The organism is Vibrio sp. 10N.247.310.23 (assembly GCF_041467155.1).
Classification (GTDB): Bacteria; Pseudomonadota; Gammaproteobacteria; order Enterobacterales; family Vibrionaceae; genus Vibrio; species Vibrio crassostreae_C.
The window spans coordinates 111,233-124,497 of record NZ_JBFSTZ010000011.1 but is presented as its reverse complement, the minus strand read 5'-3'; the positions used below and the strand labels follow the sequence as shown (position 1 = coordinate 124,497).

General features: G+C 45.6%; 11 protein-coding genes. 3 read left to right on the top strand and 8 right to left on the bottom strand.

The window, feature by feature from the left end; genetic code table 11:
• Positions 1 to 540 precede the first annotated feature (540 nt).
• Positions 541 to 1,449 (bottom strand): Tim44 domain-containing protein, encoded by a 909-nt coding sequence (locus AB6D93_RS10750; RefSeq protein ID WP_017068945.1) that lies wholly within the window; start codon positions 1,447 to 1,449, stop codon positions 541 to 543.
• A gap of 196 nt (positions 1,450 to 1,645) precedes the next feature.
• Between AB6D93_RS10750 and AB6D93_RS10745 the strand changes: the two genes are divergently transcribed.
• The 3 genes from AB6D93_RS10745 (at position 1,646) to AB6D93_RS10735 (ending at position 5,195) form a co-directional block, all read left to right on the top strand.
• A complete protein-coding gene (locus AB6D93_RS10745) occupies positions 1,646 to 2,236 on the top strand; it encodes a TetR/AcrR family transcriptional regulator (RefSeq protein ID WP_048613073.1) in 591 nt (196 codons plus the stop codon).
• Between the two features lie 17 nt (positions 2,237 to 2,253).
• Positions 2,254 to 4,128, top strand: coding sequence for an MFS transporter (locus AB6D93_RS10740; RefSeq protein ID WP_102332809.1), 1,875 nt, complete (start codon positions 2,254 to 2,256; stop codon positions 4,126 to 4,128).
• Positions 4,129 to 4,274: 146 nt separating this feature from the next.
• Positions 4,275 to 5,195, top strand: coding sequence for a YeiH family protein (locus tag AB6D93_RS10735; RefSeq protein ID WP_017060176.1), 921 nt, complete (start codon positions 4,275 to 4,277; stop codon positions 5,193 to 5,195).
• Positions 5,196 to 5,328: 133 nt separating this feature from the next.
• On the opposite strand, the gene AB6D93_RS10730 is transcribed toward AB6D93_RS10735, so the two are convergent.
• The 7 genes from AB6D93_RS10730 to AB6D93_RS10700 all read right to left on the bottom strand — a co-directional run bounded on the left by AB6D93_RS10730 (position 5,329) and on the right by AB6D93_RS10700 (position 13,031).
• The gene (locus AB6D93_RS10730; protein WP_017060175.1) at positions 5,329 to 5,496 is read right to left on the bottom strand and encodes a hypothetical protein; all 168 of its coding nucleotides are present in this window, start codon (positions 5,494 to 5,496) and stop codon (positions 5,329 to 5,331) included.
• 140 nt (positions 5,497 to 5,636) lie between these two features.
• Positions 5,637 to 7,076: an o-succinylbenzoate--CoA ligase gene (gene menE, locus AB6D93_RS10725; RefSeq protein WP_102332810.1), complete on the bottom strand. Its 1,440-nt coding sequence runs from the start codon at positions 7,074 to 7,076 to the stop codon at positions 5,637 to 5,639.
• 64 nt (positions 7,077 to 7,140) lie between these two features.
• Positions 7,141 to 8,148, bottom strand: a complete 1,008-nt coding sequence (menC, locus tag AB6D93_RS10720; protein ID WP_102332811.1) for an o-succinylbenzoate synthase — start codon at positions 8,146 to 8,148, stop codon at positions 7,141 to 7,143.
• A gap of 75 nt (positions 8,149 to 8,223) precedes the next feature.
• Entirely contained in the window at positions 8,224 to 9,090 is an 867-nt protein-coding gene (menB, locus tag AB6D93_RS10715; RefSeq protein WP_017064079.1) for a 1,4-dihydroxy-2-naphthoyl-CoA synthase, read from the bottom strand.
• Positions 9,091 to 9,195: 105 nt separating this feature from the next.
• Positions 9,196 to 9,993 carry a 2-succinyl-6-hydroxy-2,4-cyclohexadiene-1-carboxylate synthase gene (gene menH, locus AB6D93_RS10710; protein ID WP_102332812.1) on the bottom strand — a complete coding sequence of 266 codons (798 nt, stop codon included), beginning with the start codon at positions 9,991 to 9,993 and terminating at the stop codon, positions 9,196 to 9,198.
• A gap of 9 nt (positions 9,994 to 10,002) precedes the next feature.
• The gene (gene menD / locus AB6D93_RS10705) at positions 10,003 to 11,727 is read right to left on the bottom strand and encodes a 2-succinyl-5-enolpyruvyl-6-hydroxy-3-cyclohexene-1-carboxylic-acid synthase (protein ID WP_102332813.1); all 1,725 of its coding nucleotides are present in this window, start codon (positions 11,725 to 11,727) and stop codon (positions 10,003 to 10,005) included.
• Positions 11,724 to 13,031: an isochorismate synthase MenF gene (locus tag AB6D93_RS10700; RefSeq protein ID WP_017060167.1), complete on the bottom strand. Its 1,308-nt coding sequence runs from the start codon at positions 13,029 to 13,031 to the stop codon at positions 11,724 to 11,726. The genes menD and AB6D93_RS10700 overlap by 4 nt, the downstream gene beginning before the upstream one ends.
• Between the last annotated feature and the right edge of the window lie 234 nt (positions 13,032 to 13,265).

Here is a 13,265-nt window from a genome sequence, read left to right as displayed (position 1 = left end):
AAATCTGCCGGCACTGCCTTCGATGGTTCGAATCCGTCTCCCTCCACCATATTCTCCTTAATTGGAAAATCGAAAAGCCAACTCATTGAGTTGGCTTTTTTCGTTTCTGAGCTTTATCTCTTACTAAACGTGTCTTCTAAAACAACCCTCAACTTCCTAAACACTAACCCGCTCCTACAAATAACTAAGCGATCTAGCCCATTCAAACATCAGTGATCCCATACTTCTGCATGACGCTCACAAGCCAGATAAGCAGCGCAGCCTAAACAATGGGTCGATATATGTTCTTCGCATTCGTTCGCAATTATCTGTTTCTGCTGCAAAGTAACCTCAGGCTCCAATACGGGTTCAAAGAACTTTGTCATTACTCATTACATCCAAATAAAATCAGTTAGTTAGTCTCAGGTTAATCCAATCTTTAACTAAGATACATATCATTAGACGCAAAAAAGCCCCTGCTGATTTCTCAGCAGGGGCTTTCTATTATTTGGTGTTATTCCGAATAACTACATCCTATTGATGTTGAGTTAAATCCTGGAATTAACCTTGAATACCAACAATTAACCATGGTGCATTGTTAGTTGTTAGGTCACGCTCTAGATGCCAGATATCAGTGATATCTTCTTCAACGCCATCCGCTGTGTCACGGTAACGACCGCTAAACTGAAGGCTTAGCTGTGCTTTGCTACCATCGTGGTCTGCGCGAACGATTTCAGCATCAACGTACATTACGTCTGTGTGCTGATCACCGTCTAGCTTATTACGCTCAGCTTTTAGGTCTTCAAATAGGCTTGGAGATACGTATTCTTCAATCGTGTTTAGCTCGTTGTGATTCCATGCACCTTGCAGTGTACGGTAGTGCTCACGAGAACCATTGATGAATGCCGCTTGATCAAAGCCCGGTGGGTAGTTATGTGGAACATCGCTTTGTGCACCAAAACCGAAACCACCAGCAGCGCCTTGTGATTGAGGTTGTGTTTGCTCGAAGTTATGAACATTTGGTTGTTGCTTAGGTTGTTCAAACTTGTTCTGACCCATGCCGCCGAATGCTGGCTGTTGGCCACGTGCATTCTGCTGATTCATTGAGCCCTGCTTCGCGCCCAACATTCCGCGTAGGAATTTAAACGCTAGGAAAGCAATCAGACCCATAATCAGAATATCCATGAACTGGATACCTTCAAATGCGCCACCAAAGAATGCAGCTAAAAGACCACCAGCAAGTAAACCACCTAGCAGACCGCCCATAAGGCCTTTCTTGCTAGAGTTAGCTGCTGTGTTCTTACCTGTTTGATCTTGACGGATCGAATTCGTGTTTTGTTGTTTTGGTGCTGGAGCCGTTTTAAAGCTTTTGCCAAATGACTTACCACCACCAAACTTTTTCGCTTCCGCGATTGGCGTCACCGCGACTGTTACCAACAGGATCGCGACTAGTGAGAAAAATCGTTTCATTATTATCCTTTATAGGTTTTTTATCTTTCGACACCTTAATCATACTCGTTAACAAAGAACAATGAAATATTCACCGTGTTTACACATGTATCATAATATTGCGGCTATTAATTGATTACTAAACTAGCGAAGGGATTGACGGCACTCTGGGGCAGCATTAAAATATTGAACGATGTTCATTTAATAGAAAGTACCCATGGCAAGACGAAACGATCATACTCGCGAACAATTAGTGCAATTAACCTTAAAAACGGTAACCGACTTCTTAGAAGAGCACTCTTATCACGAGCTAAGTCTACGTAAAATCGCCAATATGATTGGTTACGTTCCAAGTACCTTAGTAAATGTATTTGGTAATTACAACCTACTGCTTTTGCATGTGGTCGCTCAAACATTAGATGAACTGGCGTCAGAATCCGCTGCAACTGTTGAACAATCGAGCAACCCTCAACAAGCTCTATTCAACCTTGCCTACTGCTACCACGATTTTGCACAGAGACACCCTCACCGTTGGCAGCTTATCTTTGAGCACAACATGAACGGTGAAAACCTTCCTGAATGGCAATCGAACCGCATCGATAGAATGACAGGCATGCTAGAACAGTTGCTAGTAGCGATTGCTCCTGAACATACGAAAAGCGAAGTCGTTAAAGCCAGCCGTGTATTATGGTCTGGAGTACACGGAATTACTCTACTTAGCGTTGATGATAAATTTTTCGCCTCTGAGCCTATTGATGGTAAAGAGCTGATCAACAACCTAGTCTCAAACTACTTAACCAACTGGTAATCATCCAAGGAAAGACAATGAACAACAGCAGCCAATCTTCGCTGTTAACGCAAAAAAGGTTCCTACCCTACTTTATTACCCAATTTCTAGGAGCCTTTAACGACAACATATTCAAAAATGTCCTGTTACTGTTTGTTGCTTTCGCAAGCGTAGACACGCTGCCTATTTCCAGCAATCTATTCATTAATTTGGCCGCTGGCCTTTTTATTCTGCCCTTCTTCCTATTTTCAGCTTTGGCTGGTGTACTGGCCGACAAATACGAAAAATCGTGGTTTATCCGTAAAGTTAAGCTCCTCGAAGTAGTGATCATGTCACTGGGTGCGATCGGATTCATCTACGAAAGCTACGGAATATTACTTCTGCTCCTGTTCCTTATGGGAACGCAGAGTGCTTTCTTTGGCCCGGTGAAATACGCCCTGCTTCCACAACAATTAGAAACAAAAGAACTGGTATCTGGTAACGCTCTCGTCGAGACAGGTACATTCTTAGCGATCCTGATTGGTACTCTCGGCGCAGGCATCATTGCATCTGAAGAAGGCGCAAAGCTCATTGCTGCGGTGTGTATTGTTTCGTTCGCCGTGCTTGGCTATGTATCAAGCTGGTTTATCCCACAAGCGCCAAGTAATGCACCAGACCTTAAAGTAAAGTGGCAACCTGTAAAACTGACCCGCGCGACACTGGCGATTGCAAAAAAAGATCGCCCGACCTTTCAAGCTCTGATGTCTATCAGCTGGTTCTGGTTCCTTGGTGCGGCTTACCTAACTCAGTTTCCCAACTTCACTAAACTGCATCTAAACGGCACTGAAAGCTCCGTCGCCTTTTTACTGGCACTATTCTCGGTAGGCATTGCAATCGGCTCTTTAGCTTGTGATAAGTTATCTAATCACCGAATTGAAATCGGCATCGTGCCAATGGGCAGCTTAGGTATCTCGATCTTCGGTCTTCTGATGGCGATATCCATCCCGGAGTCTTTGCCTGACTTTAGTTCTTTCCATCAATTCGTAACCTACTCAGAGCTGTGGCCACTGTTTGCTTACCTTCTGCTTCTGGGTATCTCTGGCGGTGTCTTTATTGTTCCTCTGTATTCACTGATGCAGTTACGTGCCAAGCCCGACGAGCGTGCCCAAGTGATTGCCGGGCTCAATATCTACAACTCACTGTTCATGGTGGGAAGTGCGGTATTAGGTATTGTTTGCCTTAGTGTTCTAGAGCTTTCAATTCCGCAGCTGTTTATCTTGCTCGCAGTGGGCAACACTTTGGTGATGCTGTACCTATTTTATCAGGTGCCTATCTACGCTTTCCGCTTCTTTACGTGGGTGGTCACTCACACCATGTACAGAGTTAAACATAAGAACTTACATCACCTGCCAGAAAAGGGCGGTGCGTTGATTGTCTGCAACCATGTGAGTTATATGGATGCACTGCTGCTGAGTGCGGTTTGCCCTCGCTTGATCCGTTTTGTGATGGAAGAGGATTACACCAAGTTGCCGCCAATTCGACGCTTCTTGAAAAGAGCTGGGGTGATTCCAATCTCCGCGACCAACCGCAACTCGATTCGAAACGCTTTCAAAGAAGTAGAGCGTGCCCTGCATGAAGGTCACATCGTGTGTATTTTCCCAGAAGGAAAGCTCACCTCTGATGGCGAAATGGCTGAGTTCATGCGTGGTATGGAGCTGATCATCAAACGTTCCCCTGTCCCAGTGATTCCTATGGCTCTTAAAGGATTATGGGGTAGCTACTTTAGTCGTTACAAAGGCCGTGCCTGCAAAGGGTTACCCACTCGCTTCTGGACTAAGCTAGAGATAGAAGCTGGCGAGCCGATTTCACCTAAACAAGCCTCTTGTGAAACGCTTCGACAGTCAGTCTCTGACCTTCGCGGATCATTACGCTAGTTAACCAGCCCTTTATTCATATCAGTTGAACAAGCGTTAAGTTTTCCTTAACGTTTGTTCAATTCATTTAGACTTACTTATCATTTTATTGAACGTATAGTGGTCTCATCACAATAACGCCACAACAAAACAAGACTCTAAATACAATGAACCTAAAAAAGTCCGTTCCATTTTATCTTGCTGCACTGTTTTGCTTAACGCCTTGGGTTAGCTCACCGACAGCCCTGGTTATCGGTTTCCTGCTTGCTAGTTTAGGATTAGTCCCTGAACACTTGGAAGTCGGCAAGCTTACCAAAAAGCTACTGGCCTACTCTATTGTTGGCTTGGGTTTTGGTATTCAGTTTGAAAAAGCATTAGCAGTAACAGGCGATGGTATTGGGCTCATTGTAACGACGATTATCGGTACATTAGTCATTGGTTGGTTCTTGGCGAAACAAATGGGGCTAGACCGCACTACGGGCTATCTTATATCTTCTGGTACCGCGATTTGTGGTGGTAGCGCGATAGCAGCAGTGGCACCCGCGATCAAAGCAGACGATGAACAGATTGGCTTGGCATTAGCCACCGTATTCGTGTTGAACTCGGTTGCTCTATTCTTATTCCCGATGATTGGTCACGCGCTTGAGCTCAGCCAACAAACATTTGGTACTTGGGCAGCGATAGCGATTCACGATACGTCTTCTGTAGTAGGTGCAGCTTCAGCGTATGGCGAAGAAGCACTGACGACAGCGACAACATTGAAGCTCGCTCGCGCACTTTGGATCATCCCAATCGCTTTAATTAGTGCGATGATCTTCAAGAACGATCAAAAGAAGATTACGGTTCCCTACTTCATTTTCTTCTATTGCGCCGCTATCGCGGTGAGTGACTTACTGCCACAATTTGAGATGGTCTATCAAGGAATCTTTGATGTGTCTAAGCGAGCACTGGTCGTGTGTTTGTTCTTAATTGGCTGTGGTATTTCAGTTGAGAAGTTAAAAGCGGCAGGGCCGAAACCACTGATGTTTGGTATTACAATGTGGGTCATGATCTCAACGGGTTCATTGGCGTGGTTAACTCTCGCTTAGCCCGCATAGAAACGCTTTAGATGTTTGTTCGGTGAACTAGACACTCAAGTTAGCGAGCAACAAAACAAAAAGGCAAAGCTCCAATGGGCTTTGCCTTTATCGTTTGTGGTAAGGGTATTCTTTGTTGTAACAATCACGAATCAAACAGGGGCTTATCACTCTTCTTGCTCTCTCTTTTCATTAAAACAAGTACCACAACCAACACAAATGCGGTGAGCTCAGCCAACGAACGAGTCAACCCTGACGAGATGATTGCTTGGCCTATCTGCAGTAAAACCGCAATGGTGAGGGCAATTTTCATAATAAGACCTTATTCTATAATCCGTTATTTATATGGCTTATTATGATGGATGGTTATAAAGATAATAAATTCTGTTTTGAACTATCTAATTGCTAAATTAACTAACTGCAGGCCAAGTGAACAAAAAACCTCCGACTCAATTAGTTAGAGCGCCGGTGTTGCAACAACCACTGCGCTAATCCCGCTCTCGATACCTTAATACCTAACTGTTCTTGTTGAGGCATGCGGTAATACTCAATAGGGAACTTAAATCGCTCTAGGCTTCCTTGTAGCTGCTCTGCAAACCATTCTTTGGTTAGAACTTCATCACAGTCCACAATAGCTACTGGTCTAAAACCAAATTCGCTGTCTTCTATGGGCACAATAAAGGCTTGCTTAACTTCGGGCAGCTGGTTAAGTACTCGCTCAATTTCTTCGCAATGAATGTTCTCACCACCAGAAATAAACTGGTTGTCGGCACGGCCAATAATCGACACTTGTTCGCCAAGCCACTCACCAAGATCTTTGCTATCAAACCAACCGCTCTTATCAACTAATGGCGTTAAGTTACCTTGATAGTAATACCCGGACGCGAGCGTCTCGCCACCAATAAAGATACGTTGTTCTTCAATTTTTAGCTGGCGATGGTTAAGGACAAAACCGGCGGTGCTGCCGGCATCAACGGGCTTCGCGGTCACGGTTGAAGCCGCTTCAGTCATGCCGTATCCAAGCCATGTTTCGATGCCCATTTGTTGAGCTTCGAGCCCAAGTGCTTCTGGTATATGACTACCACCCAAAAGTACATGCGTTAAAGTAAGTGCTTGCTTACTCTTTAACAATCGATGTAGCTGAGTAGCGACTAATGAAGCGTGACTGCATTCTTCTATATCTGTTTCAAGCTGACCTGTGCCTATTTTGATGCAGCCACCAACCGCCAACCAACGATGAACTATCGCCAGTCCCGACACATGGTACATAGGTAAACTCAGTAACCAAGTGTCACCTTGTTGATAGCGAAACACCTCAAGCAGCCCTGACGCAGAACATAAGTGCTGCTCAAGCGTGTGGGCGACCGCTTTGGGATTTCCGGTAGAACCTGAAGTGAATACGATGCTCGCTAGATTTTGCGGATTGAAATTGGATTCTTGAGGTGTCGTTATCCGATTACCATCAGCATCGAGCTTCACTTCATTTAAGCAAGACAAGGTCACCAACTGAGTATTCAAATCAGCAGCCTCTGAATGCTCTATCCCACTACTGTCCAAAAGCCAAAGGTAGCTCTGTTGATCTGTTTGATATAAGGAATCGAGCTTTTGCTTCAGGCGTAAACTAGGCTGAGGCATCGTAAACGCACAAACCACACCCAAATTGAGTGCGGCAAGGTAAACCGGGATCACTTCAGCTTGATTCTTACCAACAATCGTCAGTACATCACCTTCAAATAGGCCTTGATGAGATAGCTGTTGTTGGTACTCACTAACCAACACAAACACTTGCTGCCAAGTATAAGTGCGGTGAGTGGTCACTAACGCTGGTTGAAGTGGGTTTTGCTGCGCCCACTGTACCCAGAGCGGGTGATGATTAGATTGTGGGCGCATCATATGATAACCAAAAATAGATTAAGAACTTGTTAAGCTAACTAAATAGCCATTCAAATAGATCGGCCTAAGAAGACCAAATCAATTGTTGCTGTTCAAGCGTAGAGACAGGCAACTGACAGCCCGGCCAAGAAACTTCTAGCTGCAGCTTGAACAAGCCAATCGTATCCAGCCCCGGCACTTCGTTTGGTAGATATTGCTGCGCCAAACGAGCAATCTGAGTCAGACCTAGGCTCGACTCAATGCTTGAGCTCAATACAGGTTTCATTCCAAGCTTCTGTGCTCGCTCAATGATTGCCACGCAACGCTCGACAGAACCAATAAGAGTTGGCTTGATCACGACTGCTTTAACACCAGTAAGGTCGCTAAGATCAAACTCTGGACTGCGCACCGCTTCTTGCAGTGTCTCGTCCCACGCAATCGCCACACCATGGTCAATGGCAAAGGCCAAACTGTCTTCTGGCTTTTGGCAAGGCTCTTCGATAAAGCTTATACGCTGGCGCATTGACGGCGAAATGTATTTAATGAATTGCTTCGCTTTCTCTGGCTTCCACGCACGGTTGGCATCAAGTCTTAGAGTCAAATCAGGGATCGACTCAAGGAATAAGCTAACCAACATGCCATCGCGAATCGCTTCGTAGAGGCCGACTTTCACTTTCGCGACCTTCTCGCCTACCATCTCATTCAATACAGGAATCAGTTCATCTGGATCGCCTGTACACAAAGGCGCCGCTTGGTAGTTACCTTGAGCGTTAAGATCGCCTCGCAATTCCATCATCGCCATTGAAAAGCCAAACGCGACAGAAGGATACAGCTCGTCGAAAGGCGTTTGAGGCTTATTGTGGCTCCAAAGCTCTAATTCGTGTTGAAGCTGAATGCCAGCTTGTTCGGCATCTTCTTGGCTAAAACCGGGCAAAGGCGCAACTTCGCCAAAACCAGTTTTACCATCACACTCAAGTTGGATGATATAGCCAACACGTTCGTTCAACTTATTGTCACGAAGAACCACACCACTATCCATAGGTAATTGATAACGGTAAAGTTTAGCGTGACGCTGAGAATTCACTGAGTTCATAAAGTTTCCTAAAAAACGGGGAACATCAAAACAAAACGAGCCGCTATTAGCGACTCATTTTGAAGAGGAGAAAGACTATGGATTACGCGGGAACTTGTCGAAGTCCGGTCGACGTTTCTCGTTGAATGCGTTGCGGCCTTCTTGGCCTTCCTCTGTCATGTAGAACATCATGGTTGCGTTACCAGCCAACTCTTGTAAGCCTGCTTGACCATCACAGTCAGCGTTCAGTGCCGCTTTCAAGCAACGCAGTGCCATTGGGCTGTGTTGAAGCACTTCACGACACCAACGAACTGTCTCTTTTTCTAGGTCAGCAACAGGAACAACGGTGTTTACAAGGCCCATGTCCAGTGCTTCTTGTGCATCGTAGAAGCGGCACAAGAACCAGATTTCACGTGCTTTCTTTTGACCAACGATACGAGCCATGTAAGAAGCACCCCAACCGCCATCGAAAGAACCCACTTTAGGACCCGTCTGACCGAACTGCGCGTTTTCAGCTGCAATAGTAAGGTCTGCCATCATGTGAAGTACATGACCGCCACCGACTGCCCAACCCGATACCGCTGCGATAACTGGTTTTGGACAAGTACGAATTTGACGTTGGAAATCAAGTACATTCAAGTGGTGCGTACCTGAGTCATCTTGGTAACCGCCGTAGTCACCACGGATACTTTGGTCACCACCAGAACAGAACGCCTTCTCACCAAGACCAGTCAAAATGATTACGCCAACTTTCTCGTCATAACGAGCATCAGCCAGTGCATTGATCATCTCTTTTACGGTTTGTGGACGGAACGCATTGTGCACTTGAGGGCGAGCAATCGTGATTTTCGCAATACCGTCATCAGACTTGTGGTATTGAATATCTTCATATTGACTGCTTTCATCGCGCCAGTTAACGGCTGCGTAAAGTTCTTCTTCTGTGATGCCTACTGTTTTAGCCATGATGATTCCCATTGTTCTATTAGAGAGCGCGACTAGCGTAGAGTCGCGACGGTGTTGCTCTGCTTTCTATAGCGCTTGATACGAGAGGTTCGCTCAGTCAGTTCATCAACGACTGGCGATACATTGGATGATCAGATTTGAAAACATCTCTGGTTGCTCAAAATGAACATTATGACCCGCGTAATCCACCTGACTATATTCAAAGCCACTATTCTCAGCTAGCTCCATGAATTTACGATCTTTTTCTCCACATACATAATGCAATAAATGCTCATGAGATTTCAATGTGGCACGTAAATCCGGTTGCTTAGCTAACGAAGTAGATAACAACATATTTGCTACGGATACTCCAAGGTTACCACTACGCTTTATGACCAAAGTTTGTCTTTGCTCATGATTTAGTGAAGAAAAGACGCTTTGTTGATACCAATCGTCTAAAACATCTTCAATCGACTGCTGTGCAAAGCGAACAGCCCATTGCGTATCGTGTACTAACCTTTGTGCTCTTTCTTCATCACATTCCAAGCCAAAGTTGCCACCTTCAATGATGACTTTCTCTAAGTTAAGAGTTTCGAAGCAAGGGCTTGTTACCCCATACATGGCAAGCCTTCCCCCCATAGAATACCCAATCACCACGATAGGATAATCGACAGGAAGATCGTTGAGAGCCAGCTGAGATGTGATGCACTGAACTATCTTGGTACAGCAATGATCAAACCCTACCGGATCGATAAAGCGACTTTGTCCGTGTCCGGGTAAATCTATGCAAAGGAGAGGAAAATCCTCGAGGAATGGATGACATGCACTCCAATCATCCCCGCTTCCGAGTAAACCATGTAAGAAAACAAGCAAAGGTTTGTCAGAAGAATCTTGTACAGCTGGGTAATAATCGGAGTAAAGCATGTAAAGTCCTTAGGCTAATGCCTCGGTGAGCATTGAACTGAATTGTTTCAGCAAAGTAGACGCTTGTTCGGGAGGCGTCTTAACTTCCACGAGCAAGGTACCCTGACCCTGTTCGAAATGTTGTTCGATAATGGTTTGATAGCAATTCAAGGTTTCTGGCGCAGCGTATCCCAACTGGAATTGCGCAGCAGCGTGTTCAAAACTGAAACCATGAGGCATTTGATAAAGTGACTGTTTCTGCTGATCTGGCACCGGCAATAAATCAAAGATCGCACCACCATCATTGTTGGTCACAACAATAACCATCGGCGTTAAATTATGAGTCAGCAGAGCCAGTGAGTTGAGATCGTAAAGCAAAGAAGTATCGCCAATCAACATCAATAAGGGGTTCTGGTTGGCTTTCACTACACCCGCAGCCGTCGCCACCAAGCCATCAATGCCCGATGCACCACGATTGCTGTAAACCCGATTCGCAGAGATTGATGACAGCATATCCACCAGCCTTACCATCAAGCTGTTTCCCACAAACAACTCTCTGCCCTTAAGTCTAGACGACAAGTCAACGGCAACGCTCAACTCTGTCAGTTGGTCGTTATTAGAGATTTGCGCCAACGCTAACTGCTGAACCGTATTCGCGACTTCCGCCAAAGATGCCGCCCAGCCAGCATGTTCTCCCAACAGCGTTGGTAGATGTTGCTCTGATAACCAATGTTCGATATCAGCGACAATATGAGTTTGAGGCAGATGATCTTGATTAATACGATGTGCATCTGGTGAAACAACGATGTACTGCGATGAACAAAATGTGGCAGCTTGTTCTTTTACCCATTGGTTAAGACGCTTAGATACGATGCGCTCACCAAACTGGATAATAAAATCACACTGACTAAGCTGTGCTTTGGCTGCGTCACTTTGCATCCATAAATCATAGTGTTTCCAGTCACTACTGACACCCGATTGAGGGTCACAGAATACTGGCCAGCCCAAAGCTGTCGCAAACTGCTTGGCTTTAATTGCGGCTTCATTCTCGATAGAACCAATAATCACTGCGCCTTTACGAGCGACATAATCACTTGCTGAGACAGGCTGAGCGATTAAATGACTGGGCAAATAAGTGTTCGAGTAAAGGCAGGTTGAAGCTCTCCAAGCTGCCACGCTCTTTGTATAATCCGCATACATCTCGGCGCTATTAGCGGAATAAAGCGGTTCTGGGAACGGACAGTTGATATGAATAGCCCCACCGACGCTGCGCTGTTTCGCAAGCGCGCTATCAACCGATGTTAGAAGCCAATTCAATGAAATCTGTGTGGTTGGGCTTGGCAGGTTTAAAGCACTTTCTACATGGGAAGAAAAGATACCATGCTGCTTAATCGCTTGATTGGCACCACAGTCGACCAAGTCGATGGGCCTATCAGAGGTTAGCAAGATCAGCTTCTCTCGGGTCAGCCCAGATTCAGCCGTCGCAGGAAGCAAATTCGCCACAGCGGTTCCTGATGTCACAATCACCGCAACCGGTTTGTTGCTAGCCTTTGCTAAGCCTAAAGCTAAAAACCCAAGACCACGCTCATCAAAGTGCGTGTGTAAGGTTAACTTGGAGTTGGCTTCAGCTTCGAGAGTTAGCGGCGTTGAGCGAGAGCCCGGAGCAACACAAACATGTTCAACGCCATTGCGTGCAAGCTCTTCAAGTAACGTGTGACACCAAACTCTATTTAATACGGCTTGGTCGTGATTCATGACGCGACACCCAATGGAGGGTGATCTGAAATTAAGCTAAGCAGAGTAGACATCTTCTTGTTCAGCTCTTGCCATTCATGTTCGGCAACCGATCCCGGCACGATCCCCGCGCCAGCAAACAGTTGTACTTGATCGTTTACAATCAAGGCGCTTCGAATCGCCACGCAGAATTCCGCTCGCTGATGACTGATATAGCCTACAGAGCCTGCATACCAACCTCGTGCAAACGGTTCGTGTTCAAGAATGAAATCCATCGCCTCTTTACGAGGTAAACCCGCCACCGCAGCAGTTGGCTGTAAGGCAGCAAGCAACTGCACACCATTAACGCCATTGTTGAGCTGAGCATGGATATTGCGCTTCAAATGCTGCACCTTACGCAAGCGCACTAGACGCGCATCCTTTTCAACATGGACCGTTTGAGAATGAGGAGTGAGACGCTCAATGATGTCGTCGACCACATACTGGTTCTCATTGAGGTTTTTGCTGTCTTGAGAAAGCCAGTTGGCCAGTTCCATATCCTCAGTAGCGTTCTCTCCGCGACCAATGGTTCCAGCAAGCGCCTCGGTATCAAGCTCCATACCATGTCGGCTATATAAGCGCTCTGGTGTCGAGCCAATGAAACTGTGTTTAGAATCCAGCACCAACATAAAGTGGAAACTGTGGTGATTTTGCAGATAGCTGGCTTTAAGTAATTGAGCTGCGCAGATAGGCGCATCGAGTTGCAGTGTGGTTTTACGTGCTAAAACGACTTTTTTGTACTCTTCATCGCTAATGCCTTGCAGCACTTTATCGACAAGGTTGCCCCACTGCTCTCTTTCTGGAACGTGATTGATCTGTTCAATATGGGCAGACAAAGGCGCCAATATCGCGGCTTCTACAGAAAGCTTATTCAAAGCATTAATAGAAGAAACGCGATCAGGGGACAAATTAACCGCCAGCGACCAAGTATTGTCAAAGCGGATCAATTCAACCTGAGGAAGGAAGAAAAACGACTCCATGCAGCGACGGTTCTTTGCGGTGTGCCCATCAAACGAGCGTCCACCCCAGATTCGTTGGTCTTCACCAAGAATAGCGTACGCGGGTGCAGGATCTGAAAACGTATGTAACTGTCCGAGCGCAACAACCTCTTCACGAGTGTCGCGTGACTGCCAGTAGAACTTAGGAAAGAGCGGTTGAGCATGAAGCCATTCTATAAATGCAAACGATGGTTTTTGCGTTAGAACTTCAACACAACGAACTTCGCTTGCTTGGGCATTTTGTACTCGCTCAATCAAAGCGGAGATAGTTTGCTGGAAATGTGACAAATCGACCTCGTTCACATCTAAATTATTATTATATTAGTTTGATACTTTATGGGCAGTACCCACTTAGATCAAGAATGTACTATATCTTTTCAACATTCCTGTGATTTTAAGCGATCCCGCCCCTTTATTCATCTTAGCCAATAACCAAGAAAGCGATTAATTAAAATTTAGAAAAGAGTGACAACAAAAAGGCTAAACGTGATACTGAAATGCGACATTCATCAGATTTTTATT

Coding starts and splice junctions, on each gene's coding strand:
- AB6D93_RS10735 (WP_017060176.1), top strand. CDS start 4,275: ATGAACCTAAAAAAGTCCGTTCCATTTTATCTTGCTGCACTGTTTTGC.
- menD (WP_102332813.1), bottom strand. CDS start 11,727: ATGAATCACGACCAAGCCGTATTAAATAGAGTTTGGTGTCACACGTTA.
- AB6D93_RS10740 (WP_102332809.1), top strand. CDS start 2,254: ATGAACAACAGCAGCCAATCTTCGCTGTTAACGCAAAAAAGGTTCCTA.
- AB6D93_RS10750 (WP_017068945.1), bottom strand. CDS start 1,449: ATGAAACGATTTTTCTCACTAGTCGCGATCCTGTTGGTAACAGTCGCG.
- menC (WP_102332811.1), bottom strand. CDS start 8,148: ATGAACTCAGTGAATTCTCAGCGTCACGCTAAACTTTACCGTTATCAA.
- menH (WP_102332812.1), bottom strand. CDS start 9,993: ATGCTTTACTCCGATTATTACCCAGCTGTACAAGATTCTTCTGACAAA.
- AB6D93_RS10745 (WP_048613073.1), top strand. CDS start 1,646: ATGGCAAGACGAAACGATCATACTCGCGAACAATTAGTGCAATTAACC.
- menE (WP_102332810.1), bottom strand. CDS start 7,076: ATGATGCGCCCACAATCTAATCATCACCCGCTCTGGGTACAGTGGGCG.
- menB (WP_017064079.1), bottom strand. CDS start 9,090: ATGGCTAAAACAGTAGGCATCACAGAAGAAGAACTTTACGCAGCCGTT.
- AB6D93_RS10730 (WP_017060175.1), bottom strand. CDS start 5,496: ATGAAAATTGCCCTCACCATTGCGGTTTTACTGCAGATAGGCCAAGCA.